A 16,112-nucleotide genomic window follows, 5' to 3' on the forward strand; every position below is an offset into this window, starting at 1 on the left:
CTCACAGGCGATTTCCCAAATATCATTTTTAAAGAATTGTACTTTCAGGCTCGAAATCGATGATTTCTTTAATCTGATTATGTTCGTCCATAAGTGCAACTTTTGGTTTATGTGTTAACACCTTTTCTTCCTGTACGAGTGCATATGAAATGATGATCACAATATCTCCTACTTGCACAAGCCGAGCTGCAGCTCCATTCAGGCAAATAACACCGCTCCCTCTTGTACCAGGAATAATATACGTTTCAAGTCTAGCACCGTTATTATTATTCACAATTTGCACCTTTTCATTTGCAACCATCCCAACTGCATCAAGGATATCTTCATCAATTGTGATGCTGCCTACGTAATTTAAATTTGCTTCTGTTACAACTGCACGGTGAATTTTTCCATTCATCATGGTGCGAAACATGATGATTCCCCCTTAGTCCTCGTCAATGTTTATAATTAAATTATCAATTAGTCGCGCTTTCGAAAATTTCACCGCTAATGCAATGATCATTTTTTTATTTAAAACCGGTTGTTTTTCGAGGCTTGGATAAGCAAGAATTTCAACATAATCAATCACGCCATCCATTTTTTCAAGCTTTTCCTTTATTATTGTCATGATTTTCTCAGAATCTTTTTCACCGTCATCAATGTGCTTCTTTGCCAGTAACAGGCTTTCGTAAAGTGATGAAGCCTGCTCCCTTTCAGAAGGTAGCAAACGAATATTTCTAGAACTTTTTGCTAGCCCATCCTTTTCTCGAACAATTTCTACAGCAATGATTTCTATCGGAAAATTAAAATCCTCAACTAACCCTTCAACAACTGCAACTTGCTGTGCATCCTTTTTCCCAAAATAAGCTTTGTCAGGCTGTATAATGTGAAAGAGCTTTGTAAGCACAGTTGCTACACCATCAAAATGGCCTGGACGAGATTTGCCGCATAATACATCTGTTCTCTTTTTTACATGAACAATTACGGAAGATTCAGATGGATACATTTCATCTACAGAAGGGTAAAAAATATAGTCTGCTCCTTCTTTTTCGGCAAGTTGCTTATCCCGTTCAAAATCTCGAGGATAGGAACTAAAATCTTCATTTGGGCCGAATTGAATCGGATTAACGAATATACTTAATACGACGATTTCATTATTTGCTCTAGCCTTTTTAATTAGCTCTAAATGCCCTTCATGTAAAAATCCCATCGTTGGAACAAAACCAACTGATTTTCCTTGCTTTTTTTCGCGAGAAATAGTTGTTTGCATTTCTTTTATTGTTGTTACTACCTGCATGTCTATCCTCCATCATTACAATAGCATTTCGAATTTACCTTAACGTCCATATAACGATAGCAATTCTTCTTCCTTCATCGAAAAGCTATGCTCTTCTTGTGGAAACTTTCCTTGCTTAACTTCTGCCGTAAAAGAAGCTATCCCTTGTTTAATCACATGATTTAAATCGGAATATTGCTTCACAAATTTCGGGACTCGTTCAACCCCGTAAGAAAGCACATCATGATAGACAAGAACTTGTCCATCAGTATCAACTCCAGCACCAATTCCAATCGTCGGAATTTCTAGTGTTTCCGAAACTTCTTTTGCCAACTGTTTCGGTACACATTCCAACACAATCATAAATGCTCCTGCTTGCTCACATTTTTTCGCATCTTCAATGAGCTTTCTAGCAGCTTCAGCGTCTTTTCCTTGTACTTTATAACCACCTAGAACACCAACCGATTGTGGAGTCAGACCTAAGTGAGCACAAACAGGAATACCAGCCTTTGTTAAAGCTTCAATACTATGAAGCACTTCATCTGCCCCTTCAATTTTAACAGCATGTGCACCCGTTTCTTGAATTAGTTTTGCAGCATTGATAAGTGTGTCTCGAATCGATAAATGATAGCTCATAAAGGGCATATCAATTACGATAAATGTATTATTTGCTCCCCGTTTTACAGCTTTTCCATGGTGAATCATGTCATCAAGCGTTACTGGCACAGTTGAATCATAGCCTAATACGACCATTCCAAGTGAATCCCCAACTAAAATCACATCAACTTCTGCTTGTTCAGCCTGTTTGGCACTCGGATAATCATAAGCGGTTAGCATTACGATTTTCTCCCCAGCCTGTTTCATCGTCTGAAAATCGAGTGTTTTCTTCATTTCTATTCCTCCTCTTAGTTTCGCTTCAGCTTTCGCTAAAGCCTTTCATTTCTTGTAAGGAAGAGGGCGATAAAAATTCACCTAAAGTCTAGGTGGAGCAAAGTAAAAATCCCCCTGCTAGCAGAAGGATCTAAAAATAAGCTCAAAATTGCATTTCATCCCTCTGTCCCGGTCCACTTACGGATCTAGGCAGAAATTCTTCAATTTGTTTGAAAACAACGGTGCAGTTCAACAAAGGATACTGCCCAAATAAAAAGATGGTAACGCCTTAACTTTAGCATTCCAAATAAATTATAACAAATCCAACGTCTCATTGACTAGAAAAATCATTTAAGTTCTATATCCGCAGAATAAACATGATGAATCTTCCCTAAATCGTCTTCAATCATAAGGACACCATCTTCAGTAATCCCAAGTGCTTTTCCATTTATATTGCCTAATAATGTCCTCGCTGTAATATTCTTTCCAATACTAACTGCATAGCTTTCCCAAAGAAGCTTTATTGGATAGAAACCTTTATCTAAGTAAAGCGTATACAATTGTTCCAATTTTAGAAGAAGGCTTTTTATAATGTCTGCCCGCTTTAGCTGCTCGCCTAATTCAATTGATAAAGAAGTGGCAGTTGCTCTTAAGTCTTCTGGATAGTCTTCCATTTGCTGATTAACGTTTATTCCGATCCCAATAATGATCGCATTAATTCGATCTGGTTCAGCAAGAAGCTCTGTTAAAATCCCTGTTACTTTTTTGCCATTTAGTAAGATATCATTCGGCCATTTAATTTGTGGAGAAAGGCTTGTTAAAGCTTCGAGCGCTTGAACAACAGCAACAGCGGTAAGTAAAGTTAGCTGTGGTGCTTTAGGAGGCGGGATATTAGGCCGCAAAATCAAGCTCATCCATATTCCTGTATATTTAGATGAATGCCATACTCGATCCATTCTACCTTTTCCAGATAATTGTTCCTCAGCAATAACAATTGTTCCTTCAGGAGCAGCTTCATATGCAAGGCGATGGGCAATTTTTTGAGTAGAATCCACACTTTCTTCATAATGAATTTGTCTGCCAAGAAATTCTGTCATCAATCCTAATCTAATTTCATCTGCAGTCACTTTCTCTGGCGTTTTCAAAATTCGATAGCCTTTTCTTCGTACAGCCTCAAGTTGAAATCCCTCCTTCCTTAACTCTTCAATATGCTTCCAAACCGCCGTTCTTGAACAACCAATTACATTAGCTAAATGCTGGCCAGATAAATAATCATCTTTATTATTTGTAAATGCCTCAAGCATTTTCTTCCTTACCTCTGATTGCACCCGAATAACCACTCCCTAATAGAATCAGTCTCATTTTTCACTTCATGATTAATGACCGCTATTTCAACTTTATCTAATGTTTCTTTTATCCATGGCCCTTGCTTTCGTTGAAACCAAGCTTGCAGATCATTTCCTGTCACTTGGAGCTCACTTCGTTGTTTGATCGGCAACAATTCATATCTTTCTAGTAAGAAGCTTTCATCATCCTTATTTTGTTTTTTTATTACATTAAGAATGTTCTCTGCGCTTTTTACATTTTCAAGTCCAGCAGTATATAGAGCCACATCAGTCCAATTTTTTTCTAATCGATAATGTAGCCAATTCCCAATTGAAGAAATGGATTTTATTTTTTTCGTTGGCATTTTCCAGCTTTTCAAAAAGGCGATTCGATCATTTCCATGCATATCGAATTGATATAACAAAAAACACCACATTTCTTCAAGTGAAAGAGAATGATAATCATAGTTCAACATGCTGTATATTGATTGTTGAAAACTAGATAAGTTTGGCAAATATTTATATAATCCCGTTTCAGTTAAACTTAAAAGAGCTTTTTTGCGATTTTTTCCAATAAGAAGCTTTTCAAATTCAACTAGTTTTCGTTCGACAGAAATATTTTCTAATAAATGAGCTAGTGATGCTAATGCTGCATAAGTTTCCTTCTCAATCACAAAATCTAACTGACTAAAAAATCGGAGTGCTCTCATCATTCTTAATGCATCTTCTGAAAAACGCTCCTCCGCTTTTCCTACTGTTTGAATAACCTTATCCTCAATAGCTTTCCTTCCATTAAACGGGTCAATAAAGTTTCCATCTTTATTCATTGCTATCGCATTCATTGTGAAATCCCTGCGCTGCAAATCTTCTTCTAATGAACGAATAAACTGAACTTCACTAGGTTTCCTGAAATCTATATATTCTGCTTCCGAACGAAATGTTGTCACCTCGTACGGGATTCCATTGAATAATACAATAACTGTGCCATGTTCAATCCCAACATCAATTGTTTTAGGAAAAATACGTTTCATTTCTGCAGGTGTTGCCGATGTAGCAATATCTACATCTTCAATCTTTTTTCCGAGCAGACAATCTCTTACCGCCCCACCGACAAAATATGCTTCGAAACCAGCAGACTCGATTTTTGATAGTAATGGAATTGCTGCAAGAAAGGGGTTCTTCATTGTTCCTCACCAATCTTTAAAAGCTCATAATATATATTTTCGTATTGACTTACAATTAGCTCTCCTCGGAAATGATGATAAGCAGAATTAATTGCTTCGGTTGAAAATTGTTTATGTAATTCTTCATTCTTTAATAAAGCGATTCCTTTTTCAGCAATTGTTTCAATATCTCCAAGTTCACACAAATATCCGTTTTTTTCATTTGTAATTAATTCGGGAATTCCCCCAACAAGAGTTCCTATACATGGCACACCGCATGCCATTGCTTCTAATGCTACTAATCCGAAACTTTCTTTCTCTGAAAGTAATAACATTAGATCACTGATTGAATATAACTCTTCTAGATTATCCTGCTTACCGAGGAATAATACTTTTTCACTAAGATTCAATTGATTCACTAATCGGCAAATGACGGTCATTTCTGGCCCATCACCTACTAGTAGGAGTTTAGCTGATACTTGTTCTGAAATACGAGCAAATGCTTTAACGACGTCCTGAACTCGTTTTACCGCTCGGAAGTTAGAAACATGAATCACAATTTTTTCATCCTTGTTTATCCCATAATCATTACGTAAATGAGAGGAGTTTGTTAATCTAAATACCTCCTCATCAATAAAATTATAAACAAGCTCAATTGATTTATTTGGGTTAATGACATCATATGTTTGAGCTATAAGTGAATTTGAAACAGCTGTCACGATATCTGATTGTTCAATGGCAAACTTAATTGAAGCAGTAAGTGAAGGATCATATCCAAGTACTGTAATATCTGTCCCATGTAAAGTCGTCACAATTTTAATATCTTTTCCACTCATTTGTTTTGCGAGAATAGCACATACAGCGTGAGGGATAGCATAATGAACATGAAGTAGATCAAGACCCTCACGATTTATGACCTCTGCCATCTTGCTTGCGAGTGCAATATCATATGGTGGGTATTGAAAAACCGAATATTGATTAACCTCCACTTGGTGGTAATAAATATTCGGATACATTTTATTCAGCCGAAAAGGGAGACTGGAGGAAATAAAGTGAATTTCATGTCCTTTCTCAGCTAGCTTTTTACCTAATTCGGTCGCAATTGCCCCAGATCCGCCAACCGATGGATAGCATGTAATGCCAATTTTTAATTTCTTTATCATCATTCTTCTCCAAATAAATCAAAATTTATGATTAATGGCCGTTTTTTCATAAAACCTTCTGCATAAACAACATTAACTTCTTTCCCAAACAGTCTCTCTCTAGCTTCAATCGTTTCAATATAACCATTTACTAGAGGTGTATCAACTGCATCACTTGTTTTCACAAATTGGCTTTTATAGGCATTGAGGCTCGCTATTTTTTTATCCATATAATTTGAAACATCTATAACAAAATCAGGTTTATGAAAACCATTAATCATATAATAATAAATATTTTTCACACGATGTGGCGATAAGCCTGATTCTTGCGCATATTTCTTTATACCAGCAGAAAAGACAGCCTCTTCTACCAGTTTGGAACAATGTCCATGGTCTGGGTGACGATCTTCAAAATAGGGTGAAAAAACAAGCTGTGGCTTATATGTACGGATTACATCTACAATCTTTTTTATGTAAACATCATTTCGGTATATGCCTCGATCAGGTATATGAAGAGTTTCCCTTACATCAACATTTAGTATAGAAGCTGCTGCTTTTGCTTCAATCATTCGCGTTTCAACATTCCCATTAGATGACAGCTCAGCTTTTGTTAGATCACAAATACCTACTTTTTTTCCCAGAGCTGTATATTTCGCAATTGTTGCTCCCATGCCAATTTCGACATCATCTGCATGGGCACCAAAAGCTAAAATATCAAGCTTTAGTTCCCGCATTTTCCCCACCGCTTTTCCCATTCACAAATGTTCTCCAGGATAAATCTCCTCGTTCAAGGCCTTTAATTAAGATTTCTGCTGTCCCCATATTTGTTGCTAAAGGAACAGAATACACATCACATAATCGAATAAGTGCAGATACATCAGGCTCATGGGGCTGTGCTGTTAAAGGATCACGAAAAAAAATAACAATGTCCATTTTATTATTCGCTACATAAGAACCAACCTCTTGGTCCCCACCTAATGGACCTGATTGGAATCGATGTATATCAAGCCCTGTTTCATTAATAATTCTCGATCCAGTTGTCCCGGTCGCAAAGAGGTTATGATTAGCAAATATATTTTTGTAGGCGGTGACAAAGCTAACGAGATCATTTTTCTTTTTATCATGTGCAATTAAGGCAATATTCATAATGACACTCCTCTGCCAAGCGAAAGCGACATAGTCGAAGTTCCTATGAAGCTAAGCCAACTTTCGCTTTGTATTATTATTCTAGAATATTTTCAAGGCCGTACACTAATGTATCGATTTTAAGTACAGTATCAACTGCCAACTTTATACCAGACATAAAAGAACTACGATTATAGGAATCATGACGAATTGTTAAGGATTGTCCTTCTGAACCAAAAATAACTTGCTGATGAGCGATTAATCCTGGTAAGCGAACAGAATGAATGTGCATCCCTTCGTACTCCGCTCCTCTAGCTCCTGCTAATGTTTCTTTCTCCTCTGGGTGTCCTTGTTTCTTCATCAGACGAACATCGGCAATCATTTCCGCTGTTTTCACAGCTGTCCCTGATGGTGCATCAAGTTTTTGATCATGGTGAAGTTCAATAATTTCTACATCTTGAAAATACCTTCCTGCCATTTGAGCAAACTTCATCATTAATACAGCGCCAATCGCAAAATTTGGAGCGATGATACAGCCAAGTTCTTTCTCTTCACAAATTTGTTTAAGCTCAATTAAGTTATCCCTCGTAAAGCCTGTCGTCCCAACGACTGGCCTGACACCATGTTCCAATGCTATTTTCGTGTGGTACATGCCAAATTTAGGTGTCGTTAAATCAATGATTACATCTACTTTCGTATTTCGAAAACATTGTGAAACATCACTGTAAACAGGAATATGTAATCCGAAAAACCCGTCTGAATCACTTAAGAGTCCACCATCATTTTTATGATCGATGACAGCTACTAGATTGTAATTTTCGATTCCCATTACGAGCTGAACTGCTTCCCTTCCCATTCGTCCGCGTGGACCGGCGATTACAATATTTATGTTATCCATATCTTCTTCCCCTTCAGCCCTCTATTCTTGTCCAACGGTCTTTATCGCGCATATTAAACTTTTCCATGACAATATTATGAGCTTCCTCTAAATCAATGTTTAAGGCATTTGCAAAGCAGATAAGGACAAATAACATATCCCCTAATTCCTCTTCGATCGCTTTCTCCGTTTCTGTCGACTTCTTTGGTTTTTCACCAAATTGATGGTTTACTTCTCTTGCAAGCTCCCCTAATTCTTCTGTCATTCTTGCTAATAGGGCAAGTGGACTAAAATAGCCTTCTTTAAACTGACTTATGTAACTATCGACTTCCTTTTGAAGCTCCTTCATCGTTTTATTCGTCAAGCTATTTTCACCTCAATTCATTTTCTAAGACAAGTTTACATGATTCTCTCACTTTTAGATGAGAGAGAATTATGCACGCTAAAGATGAATTTCCTCCTTTTATGTTAGCTAAACAAATGCGCTTTTACAAATATTTTTTACAATCTATGCTTTCATTGCTCTAATAATAATGATCTTATATAATTAAAGACGCATCTGTTGTAGAAATTTCGGGAATTGGAGGATTTTTATGATATTTGGACTAAAAATTAAAAATATCGTTTTTATTATAATTGGAGCAGCAATTTTTTCTTTTGGCCTCGTACATTTTAATATGCAAAATAATTTAGCAGAAGGTGGTTTTACTGGAATCACATTGCTATTATATTTTCTCTTTCAACTTGATCCTTCTTATACAAACTTAATATTAAATATTCCAGTTTTTATTATTGGATGGAAACTACTAGGAAGAAACGCTTTTCTTTATACATTGCTTGGAACTGTTAGTGTTTCTGTTTTTTTATGGATTTTTCAACGTAATCAATTCAATATACCACTTAAAGAGGATTTAACATTAGCAGCGTTATTCGCAGGTGTATTCATTGGAGTAGGGCTGGGAATTATTTTTCGATTTGGAGGAACAACAGGCGGCGTTGATATTATTGCACGACTAGTGAATAAATTCACTGGTATTAGCATGGGGAAAACAATGTTCACATTTGATGCGGTAGTCATTACTTTATCCCTGATTTTTTATTTGTCATATAAAGAGGCCATGTATACACTTGTAGCTGTATTCATTGGAGCACGGGTGATCGATTTCATGCTAGAAGGAGCTTATGCTGCAAGAGGGGCAATGATTATATCTGATTTGAATGACGAAATTGCCAAAAAAATTATGAATGAAATGGAACGAGGGGTAACGATTTTAAGCGGAAGAGGCTCTTTTACTAAGAAAGAACGTGATGTCCTTTATTGCGTCGTTCCTAAAAATGAAATTATTCGCTTAAAGAATGTCATCACATCTGTTGATCCACATGCATTTGTTTCTGTAAGTTCTGTCAATGATGTACTCGGTGAAGGCTTTACACTTGATGAGAATAAAAAGCCTATTGAATAAAAAAACCAGCCCTTTGGCTGGTTTAATCATTTTGTCTTCCCATTCCTGTGTAAATTAAAATGAGACGTAATAATTCTAATACTGCAATAGCCGCTGCGGCAACATATGTTAATGCAGCTGCACTCAAAACCTTTTTTGTTTCTCTTTCTTCATCGTTCCGAATAATTCCGAGGGATACAACTTCATCCATCGCACGACTCGAAGCATTGAACTCTACAGGAAGTGTTACGAGCTGAAAAACAACTGCAAGAGCCATAAAGAGAATTCCTATTAATACAAAATTGCTCAAACCAGCAATTAAACCAATCAAGATTAATATCCACGAAAAATTAGAACCGATATTGGCAACTGGAACGAGCGAATGACGGAAGCGCAAAAATGCATAATCCTGCTGATCTTGAATCGCATGCCCACATTCGTGTGCAGCAATCGCTGCTGCTGCAACTGAATGTCCATGATAATTTGCTGTTGATAATCGAACTGTTTTTGAGCGTGGATCATAGTGATCAGACAAATGTCCTTGTGTCTCTTCAACTGATACTTCATATAATCCATGAGAATCCAAAATTCTTCTTGCTACTTCAGCACCACGCATATGTGAGGAAGCCGGAACTTTTGAATATTTGGCGTATGCACCTTTAACCTTCATTTGTGCCCACAGAGGAACGATGATGATGATCGCAAAGTAAATGAGATATGCTCCCAAAATTGTACCTCCATATTTTTAAAATTTTTAGTGTATATATATTTATTGTATTTTTAATACTTAATAAAGTCAACGTTAATGCCTTCTTGAGCGATCTTTCTCTTTTTCTTTCTCTCCTTGATATTTTCTCCAGCCAGCATACGTTAATGTAGCAACAATGATACTACCCGTTGAAATAATGACCCACCATAAAGAAGGATCGGCTTCATCTTCCTCTAAATCAGCAAATATTCGCTGTAAATCAGCTTCTAATGCTTCAAGTTCTTGTAAGCTTGCAGACTCTGATAAAATTTCTGGACGGAATCGGTCTATATAATTAATTCGTGTATCTAATTGCTGAATTCGTCCAACCTCAACACTAAGCTTCAAACTTGGGTAAATCATGTCATATAAAGATAAAAAAGCATTCAATTTTGAATGGAAATGTTCTTTATCCCCATTATATGCAGCAGCTTTCATCTCGCTTAAAATCGACATAATGGGTGACTCCATTTCTGTCCAAAGCGGTTCATATTTCGAAGTTATTGTATCAACGACAAGACGAAATTTCGTAACTCGATTGATTCTCTCATCATGGTTCATTGTTAGATTTGCAGTTGCCTCAACAGCCTCATTAAATGAAACTGTGACAATTCGCAGCTCATCTTCTGACAATGATCGCTCATGTTTTGAAACAGATGTAAACTGCCTCGAAAAATAATCAAGCAGTTTTTTTGCATCCCCATATCGTTGAAGCTTCACCATTTGCAAGGCTTCATCAGAAAGTTTGTCCAATTGATCCACAGACGTCTTTACTTCAGCATGTATTGGTATTGACATCGGAATGAAAAGAAATATTATTATAGCTGCGATCATGATCCTTGCTCTCATACTTGTCCCTCCCACAAATCACTAATAAATATGTATGTGAGATTGGACAAGGTTAGACCAATAATTAAGAGAGGCTATAGGGGGACTTCGAATATAGCCAAATTGAAAGCTTATTTAATTGTTAATGTAAAACGATTTTTTCTTACTGTTAAGTAAGCTGTAATAGCGATAGAAGCCATGCTTAACCAAAAAGTGAAATAGCCAATCTGAGGAATATACATATCTAAAATATCGTAGCGCGGCAGCATTAAAAATACATAATCAATGACATCGTTATGCAATGTCCAAATTGCTGCAACTATAATATGCCATGTTTTTATTCGATAAAAAGGCGCAAAGAGCATTCCTTGAATGGCCATAGCTCCATGAGAAAAAATTAACATTAAAGCAATAAGGTCGAGCTCTCCTGTCACTTTAAGCACTAATAAATTCATCACAACAGCCCAAACACCGTATTTAATAAGCGTAATAATTGCTAATGCTTCAAAAAGCGGCCAATTTGTCCGAAGCAAAAAAGCAATTAAGACAATTACAAAAAATAAGCTTGCTGTCGGACTATCTGGAACAAATGGTAGAAATATTGGTGGTGTGTCTTTTAATTGTGGCCCATACCAAAGATATCCGTATATCGTCCCTGCGATATTAATGATTAACAGCAGCCAAAGGATTGTCCGATTAGCTAATAAAGGATAGATCCATTTCATATTTGCCCTCATTTCTTTAAATAAACGATATAGAAAAAACTGACGAATGGATCGTCAGTTTTTATTATTATACTATTTGCTCGTAAGTGTTGAAATATATTCGGCTAATTTGTCTAACTCTTCTTCAGTTCCTTTAAACATACCAGGAGGCATTGCTCCTACCCCATTTACAGCAATATCCTTCGCCTCTTCAGGCGTTAATCCTGTATCAATAAGTGATGGTGCACCTCCACCGCCTTCAAGAGCGGCACCATGACAGCTTAAGCAATTATTAGCCTCTAGAATTTTATAACCTTCAGCACTTGTGTCAAATTCAACAATTTGACCTTGCTTTGCAGCTGCTTCCCAGTCATGAGTAGCAACTGATTGCCAAGTTAAAAACGTAATCGCTGCTAATGCTAAAAGCATAAAGCCTGTCGCAAATGGTCGTTTAGAAGGACGACGCTCTGGGCCACGGTCAATAAACGGAGCTAGTAATAATGCTCCAAAAGCTAGACCAGGAATAATAAATGCTCCTACAGCATTGTATGGACCAGATGCGTAAGTGTATTTAAGTAATTGGTATAAGAATAAGAAATACCAGTCTGGCATTGGGATATAAGCTGTGTCACTCGGATCAGCAATTTTTTCAAGCGGTGGCTCATGTGCAATCGTTAAACATAAAAAACCTACTAAGAAAACTGCGCCTATCATCCATTCCTTTAACAGGAAGTTAGGCCAAAAAGCCTCCGTTTTCCCGGGATATTCAGAATAATCTTTCGGAATATTCTTCATACGTCCAGTAGCTGGTACACGAGAGTCACCAACGAATTTCATACCTTTTCCACGATGCATTGGGCGATTCCCCCTCCTTTATCAAAAAATCATCTACTTTTTTACAATGGTCCAGAAATACCTTGTTTACGAATCATCACAAAGTGAGCAGCCATTAATCCAAACAATGCCGCTGGCAAGAAGAATACATGAATCGCAAAGAATCGTGTAATCGTTTGTGCCCCAACAATATCTGCATCACCAGCAATAAGAACTTTTAGATAATCCCCAATTAATGGTGTAGACTCAATAATTTGCATTGTAACTTTAGTAGCAAATAATGCCTTCATATCCCAAGGTAATAAATAACCTGTTAAACCAAGCGCAAGCATGACGAAGAAAATAAGTACTCCGACAATCCAGTTTAATTCACGAGGTTTTTTATACGCACCTTGGAAGAAAACGCGCAAAGTATGTAAAAACATCATGACAATAACTAAACTCGCACCCCAATGGTGCATACCGCGGACGATCTGTCCAAATGCAACATGGTTTTGCAAGTAGTATACAGATTCCCAAGCATTTTTAATATCTGGAACATAATACATCGTTAAGAACATTCCAGAAAGAATTTGAATAACGGTAACGAAGAACGTTAATCCACCGAAGCAGTATACGAATGCAGAAAAATGATGCGCGGGGTTAACATGCTCTGGCACTTCATGATCTGCGATATCGCGCCACAAAGGGGTAATATCTAAACGTTCATCTACCCAATCATAAATCTTGTTTAGCAATGATTACGCCCCCTTTCTTGGCTTAGCCTTACCTAAATACAAATAACCGTCTTTTTCAATGTAAGGGTATACATCTAATGGTGCAAATGGAGGTGTTCCCGGCACATTCGTACCATCTTTCGTGTAAAGTCCTCCATGACAAGGACAGTAAAAATGATCTTGGTTAGCTTTGTCAGTATTCCAGTCAACCATACAGCCTAAATGTTTACAAACTGGTGATAGTGCAACAATTTCTCCTTTGTCATCTCTATACACCCATGCAGTACCTGTAACTTCAGATTCATACCATGCATCTTGTTGATCGAATTTAAAATCAACACGCGTAGGTACATCCGTGATATCCGCCATTTTTTTTGTAGTTGGGATAAAATCACTTGTAGCCTTCGCTTGAAGCACTGGATCGATAGCAAATCGAACCATTGGCATTAAAATACCTGCAGCCATGAAACCGCCTACACCAGTGAGTGTGTAGTTTAAAAATTGACGTCTTGAAACCCGGTTTTTGCTCATATTTTTCCCCCCTCTGTTATAAAGTGAAGTCCAACGGACAAAAATAACACAATATAAAACTAGGACATAACCATGATATATCAATCTGAATTGAAGGTCAATATAATCCTGTGTCCAAACGGTGGCAACTGTATGACTTATATTGCTTTTAGTCTTCTTTTTGCCATTTTTGCATAAATAAATTTACTAATTGCTTAACTTGATCCTCCATAATGGAATTTCGTTGACTTTCATCAAATTGTTCAAGCGGCAAGGATGGCAGCCAAAGTACATCTCCTTTTAGCTGATTTTCATGAGACTTCCATAGACTATCTGATGTGAAATAAAATATATATTTAAATCCCTCAGAAAGTAATTTTTCCTCCCATATTGACAAATTGCGAACTAATTCTTCTTCTGCCAATGATGTTAAATATGTATGACTAGGCAGCATAAGCAATCTGCCGTGAAATTGTCTTTCTACCTGAACGCTTAACATCGAAATAAATTCATGACTACATGCTGTATTTTTCATATCATCTGCAAAGGATATTGGCAATAGTGGGATAACAGCCGTATCAATATACTCCTTTGATTTCATAAACATTTCAATATCTTGAGTTACCCATCTCATCTAATCATTCACTCCGTTTACAACTATTTATTCCTCCTAATCATATCATTATCTTTAATCGATTACACAAAAATATTCGCCTGCTTATATCAGCAAGCGAATGTCATGTTTTTTTCATAGCTTTTAGTTTTGCTGTTAAATGTAAAAATGCTTTTTCATCATGATGATCCAATGCTTCATCAATTTTTTTCATCAATAATTCTTTTTGAAATTTTTCAATGCTTTCAGCAAGAAATCTTTCGGCAATTAGACGCTCTTTCTCACTAATTTGCAGGTTTTTAGGCATGTATGGATTCTCTTCAAGAACAGCTGCATATTGATGAGCTTTATTTGATGCATGAAAGTTTAATTGAATAAAAATATCCTCTTCTCGATTTAGGCGAATATCATGAAACGATTTTTCTGCATCTGTTGTCATTACATTCTCCTTGTAAAAACGAAATGGGACATCATCAACACAATGAGTAGACATGACTAAACCTTTTGGGCTATATTGCGCTTGTTCAACAAAATGGACTTTTTCCATCAACTGGTCATGACTCATTAAATAATTCAATATCCAGACACATTCACGTCTTTTTAATTGATAATGATTAAGAAACCAGCGAATAAAATCTTTTTTCTCGTTGACAGAAACAGGGGCTGACATGTTAGAATCCCTCCTCTGTGTATTCATTAAGATCATTCTAAAAGTCTTCCGAGAACATCTCGATATTCTAAGTTATTCGGTTCCATAATTACTAGCTTATTAAAAACTTCGATGGCCTTATCTCTTTTTCCTTCTTCAATTAGAAAATATCCATAGTCAGAAAGAAAATCAGGTTCTTCTTTAAAGAAAGTATATGCTGAGTCATATTTGTTTAATGCCAAAGAATATTGTTCAAGTTGTTGATAAGCGATTGCCGCATCCCAAAACAGCCTCGGTTCTTCCTCTTCAAAATCCTTCAACATCCCTACAATTTCTAAGATGTCCTCATATCTTTCTTGTCTTATTAATAATTTATTCAAAGTAACAGCAGCTTCAGTGTATTCAGGATCAAGTGCGAGTGCTTCCCTAAATAATTTTTCTGCTTCCTCTTCATTGCTTATTTTAAGTCCAAGCTTTCCACCGTAATAATAAAGCTCTTTATTATATTCATCTTGTTTAATACCCATTTTGACAGCACGAAAACTATTTTCTAGCTCTTCCTCACGCTCATATGCCTTTGCTAAGTTCAAATACAAAGAATGATATTCTGGATCAAGCTTCATTAGTTCAGTGAACTTTTCAATGGCGGTACGATTATAGCCAGCCTGTAATGCGGTAAACGCATAACTAAAAAGCGTATTAATTTCCATTTTATCTTTCATTGCTTTTTCGTAATATGGCAAAGCTACTTCAAAGGCTCCACCAACACTTAACACTTCTGCCATTCGTTGATTGATATTTACACCAGCAATCATATCTTCTGTTTCTAATACCTTCTCGTAGGCTTTTGCTGCTTCAAGAAATTTCCCTTGCTCAGCATACAATTCACCAAGGGCAAAATCAATAATAACTTCATTTGGTAAAATCAACTTTGCTTGTTGGAGCTTTTGTTCACTTACTTCAAACAATCCTTCCATTTGATAAAGATCAGCTAGCAGTAAAAGTGATTGTGGATAACTCGAATCATCATGATTTACTCGTTCTAGCACGAGAATCGCCTCATCCTCTTCCCCAAGCTCTATATGTGACTCAGCTAAAAGAACAAGTATTTCCCCCTCCTCTGGATACGATTCAAGCAGTCTTGAAAATAATAGCTTTGCTTCCTCAATAAATCCCATTTGAAAAAGCTCTTCGCCTAACATAAATCTTTCTTCATGTGATCCTTTTAATAAGATATGTTTGAATTTCTGCATTGCCTCTTCATGCTGACCACTTTCTAGAAGCGCAATAATTGTATTAATTTTATCCATC

20 protein-coding genes are annotated in these 16,112 nt (G+C 36.6%); 1 reads left to right on the forward strand and 19 read right to left on the reverse strand.

The features are described 5' to 3' along the window. Positions 1-28: 28 nt before the first annotated feature. The 10 genes from panD to KDN24_RS14845 form a co-directional block, all read right to left on the reverse strand. Entirely contained in the window at positions 29-412 is a 384-nt protein-coding gene (panD, locus tag KDN24_RS14800; RefSeq protein WP_409973509.1) for an aspartate 1-decarboxylase, read from the reverse strand. Positions 413-424: 12 nt separating this feature from the next. Next, positions 425-1,276, reverse strand: a complete 852-nt coding sequence (gene panC / locus KDN24_RS14805; RefSeq protein WP_491348061.1) for a pantoate--beta-alanine ligase — start codon at positions 1,274-1,276, stop codon at positions 425-427. Between the two features lie 39 nt (positions 1,277-1,315). Continuing rightward, entirely contained in the window at positions 1,316-2,146 is an 831-nt protein-coding gene (gene panB / locus KDN24_RS14810; RefSeq protein WP_409973507.1) for a 3-methyl-2-oxobutanoate hydroxymethyltransferase, read from the reverse strand. Positions 2,147-2,472: 326 nt separating this feature from the next. After that, a complete protein-coding gene (locus KDN24_RS14815) occupies positions 2,473-3,453 on the reverse strand; it encodes a biotin--[acetyl-CoA-carboxylase] ligase (RefSeq protein ID WP_409973506.1) in 981 nt (326 codons plus the stop codon). Beyond that, positions 3,438-4,634: a CCA tRNA nucleotidyltransferase gene (locus tag KDN24_RS14820; protein ID WP_409973505.1), complete on the reverse strand. Its 1,197-nt coding sequence runs from the start codon at positions 4,632-4,634 to the stop codon at positions 3,438-3,440. The genes KDN24_RS14815 and KDN24_RS14820 overlap by 16 nt, the downstream gene beginning before the upstream one ends. Then, complete coding sequence (gene bshA / locus KDN24_RS14825) at positions 4,631-5,776, reverse strand: N-acetyl-alpha-D-glucosaminyl L-malate synthase BshA (RefSeq protein WP_409973504.1); 1,146 nt, start codon at positions 5,774-5,776, stop codon at positions 4,631-4,633. The genes KDN24_RS14820 and bshA overlap by 4 nt, the downstream gene beginning before the upstream one ends. After that, positions 5,776-6,510: a bacillithiol biosynthesis deacetylase BshB1 gene (bshB1, locus tag KDN24_RS14830; protein ID WP_409973503.1), complete on the reverse strand. Its 735-nt coding sequence runs from the start codon at positions 6,508-6,510 to the stop codon at positions 5,776-5,778. The genes bshA and bshB1 overlap by 1 nt, the downstream gene beginning before the upstream one ends. Beyond that, entirely contained in the window at positions 6,470-6,901 is a 432-nt protein-coding gene (mgsA, locus tag KDN24_RS14835; protein WP_409973502.1) for a methylglyoxal synthase, read from the reverse strand. Before mgsA ends, bshB1 begins: the two co-directional genes overlap by 41 nt. A gap of 76 nt (positions 6,902-6,977) precedes the next feature. Continuing rightward, positions 6,978-7,778, reverse strand: coding sequence for a 4-hydroxy-tetrahydrodipicolinate reductase (dapB, locus tag KDN24_RS14840; RefSeq protein WP_409973501.1), 801 nt, complete (start codon positions 7,776-7,778; stop codon positions 6,978-6,980). A gap of 13 nt (positions 7,779-7,791) precedes the next feature. Then, entirely contained in the window at positions 7,792-8,106 is a 315-nt protein-coding gene (locus KDN24_RS14845; protein ID WP_409973887.1) for a nucleotide pyrophosphohydrolase, read from the reverse strand. Between the two features lie 244 nt (positions 8,107-8,350). Between KDN24_RS14845 and KDN24_RS14850 the strand changes: the two genes are divergently transcribed. After that, a complete protein-coding gene (locus tag KDN24_RS14850) occupies positions 8,351-9,220 on the forward strand; it encodes a YitT family protein (protein ID WP_409973500.1) in 870 nt (289 codons plus the stop codon). A 22-nt stretch (positions 9,221-9,242) separates the two neighbouring features. On the opposite strand, the gene KDN24_RS14855 is transcribed toward KDN24_RS14850, so the two are convergent. From KDN24_RS14855 to KDN24_RS14895, 9 genes are all read right to left on the reverse strand, one after another. Beyond that, a complete protein-coding gene (locus KDN24_RS14855) occupies positions 9,243-9,869 on the reverse strand; it encodes a zinc metallopeptidase (RefSeq protein ID WP_491348487.1) in 627 nt (208 codons plus the stop codon). Between the two features lie 132 nt (positions 9,870-10,001). Then, positions 10,002-10,796 (reverse strand): sporulation protein YpjB, encoded by a 795-nt coding sequence (gene ypjB / locus KDN24_RS14860; protein WP_409973498.1) that lies wholly within the window; start codon positions 10,794-10,796, stop codon positions 10,002-10,004. A 110-nt stretch (positions 10,797-10,906) separates the two neighbouring features. Then, positions 10,907-11,500, reverse strand: coding sequence for a lipoprotein heptaprenylglyceryl N-acetyltransferase LhaT (gene lhaT, locus KDN24_RS14865; RefSeq protein WP_409973497.1), 594 nt, complete (start codon positions 11,498-11,500; stop codon positions 10,907-10,909). A gap of 72 nt (positions 11,501-11,572) precedes the next feature. Next, positions 11,573-12,334, reverse strand: coding sequence for a menaquinol-cytochrome c reductase cytochrome b/c subunit (locus tag KDN24_RS14870; protein WP_409973496.1), 762 nt, complete (start codon positions 12,332-12,334; stop codon positions 11,573-11,575). 41 nt (positions 12,335-12,375) lie between these two features. Beyond that, positions 12,376-13,050 carry a menaquinol-cytochrome c reductase cytochrome b subunit gene (gene qcrB / locus KDN24_RS14875; protein WP_409973495.1) on the reverse strand — a complete coding sequence of 225 codons (675 nt, stop codon included), beginning with the start codon at positions 13,048-13,050 and terminating at the stop codon, positions 12,376-12,378. Between the two features lie 3 nt (positions 13,051-13,053). Further along, positions 13,054-13,560 (reverse strand): Rieske (2Fe-2S) protein, encoded by a 507-nt coding sequence (locus KDN24_RS14880; RefSeq protein ID WP_409973494.1) that lies wholly within the window; start codon positions 13,558-13,560, stop codon positions 13,054-13,056. Positions 13,561-13,708: 148 nt separating this feature from the next. Then, a complete protein-coding gene (locus KDN24_RS14885; RefSeq protein ID WP_491348062.1) occupies positions 13,709-14,173 on the reverse strand; it encodes a YpiF family protein in 465 nt (154 codons plus the stop codon). Positions 14,174-14,276: 103 nt separating this feature from the next. Next, entirely contained in the window at positions 14,277-14,822 is a 546-nt protein-coding gene (locus KDN24_RS14890; RefSeq protein WP_409973492.1) for a ReoY family proteolytic degradation factor, read from the reverse strand. A 32-nt stretch (positions 14,823-14,854) separates the two neighbouring features. Continuing rightward, on the reverse strand, positions 14,855-16,111 hold the full coding sequence (locus tag KDN24_RS14895; protein ID WP_409973491.1) for a tetratricopeptide repeat protein: 1,257 nt from the start codon (positions 16,109-16,111) through the stop codon (positions 14,855-14,857). Position 16,112: the final 1 nt, after the last annotated feature.

Origin of the sequence: Cytobacillus sp. Bva_UNVM-123, from assembly GCF_046351715.2 — a bacterium.
Lineage (GTDB): Bacteria > Bacillota > Bacilli > Bacillales > Cytobacillaceae > Cytobacillus.

Excerpts from the sequence above, each read along its gene's own strand:
- KDN24_RS14890 (WP_409973492.1), bottom strand. The coding sequence starts at position 14,822 with ATGTCAGCCCCTGTTTCTGTCAACGAGAAAAAAGATTTTATTCGCTGG.
- lhaT (WP_409973497.1), bottom strand. The coding sequence starts at position 11,500 with ATGAAATGGATCTATCCTTTATTAGCTAATCGGACAATCCTTTGGCTG.
- KDN24_RS14880 (WP_409973494.1), bottom strand. The coding sequence starts at position 13,560 with ATGAGCAAAAACCGGGTTTCAAGACGTCAATTTTTAAACTACACACTC.
- dapB (WP_409973501.1), bottom strand. The coding sequence starts at position 7,778 with ATGGATAACATAAATATTGTAATCGCCGGTCCACGCGGACGAATGGGA.
- bshA (WP_409973504.1), bottom strand. The coding sequence starts at position 5,776 with ATGATAAAGAAATTAAAAATTGGCATTACATGCTATCCATCGGTTGGC.
- KDN24_RS14845 (WP_409973887.1), bottom strand. The coding sequence starts at position 8,106 with ATGAAGGAGCTTCAAAAGGAAGTCGATAGTTACATAAGTCAGTTTAAA.
- KDN24_RS14855 (WP_491348487.1), bottom strand. The coding sequence starts at position 9,869 with ATGAAGGTTAAAGGTGCATACGCCAAATATTCAAAAGTTCCGGCTTCC.
- KDN24_RS14850 (WP_409973500.1), top strand. The coding sequence starts at position 8,351 with ATGATATTTGGACTAAAAATTAAAAATATCGTTTTTATTATAATTGGA.
- mgsA (WP_409973502.1), bottom strand. The coding sequence starts at position 6,901 with ATGAATATTGCCTTAATTGCACATGATAAAAAGAAAAATGATCTCGTT.
- ypjB (WP_409973498.1), bottom strand. The coding sequence starts at position 10,796 with ATGAGAGCAAGGATCATGATCGCAGCTATAATAATATTTCTTTTCATT.
- KDN24_RS14885 (WP_491348062.1), bottom strand. The coding sequence starts at position 14,173 with ATGAGATGGGTAACTCAAGATATTGAAATGTTTATGAAATCAAAGGAG.
- KDN24_RS14870 (WP_409973496.1), bottom strand. The coding sequence starts at position 12,334 with ATGCATCGTGGAAAAGGTATGAAATTCGTTGGTGACTCTCGTGTACCA.
- panD (WP_409973509.1), bottom strand. The coding sequence starts at position 412 with ATGTTTCGCACCATGATGAATGGAAAAATTCACCGTGCAGTTGTAACA.
- KDN24_RS14820 (WP_409973505.1), bottom strand. The coding sequence starts at position 4,634 with ATGAAGAACCCCTTTCTTGCAGCAATTCCATTACTATCAAAAATCGAG.
- KDN24_RS14895 (WP_409973491.1), bottom strand. The coding sequence starts at position 16,111 with ATGGATAAAATTAATACAATTATTGCGCTTCTAGAAAGTGGTCAGCAT.
- bshB1 (WP_409973503.1), bottom strand. The coding sequence starts at position 6,510 with ATGGGAAAAGCGGTGGGGAAAATGCGGGAACTAAAGCTTGATATTTTA.
- panB (WP_409973507.1), bottom strand. The coding sequence starts at position 2,146 with ATGAAGAAAACACTCGATTTTCAGACGATGAAACAGGCTGGGGAGAAA.
- panC (WP_491348061.1), bottom strand. The coding sequence starts at position 1,276 with ATGCAGGTAGTAACAACAATAAAAGAAATGCAAACAACTATTTCTCGC.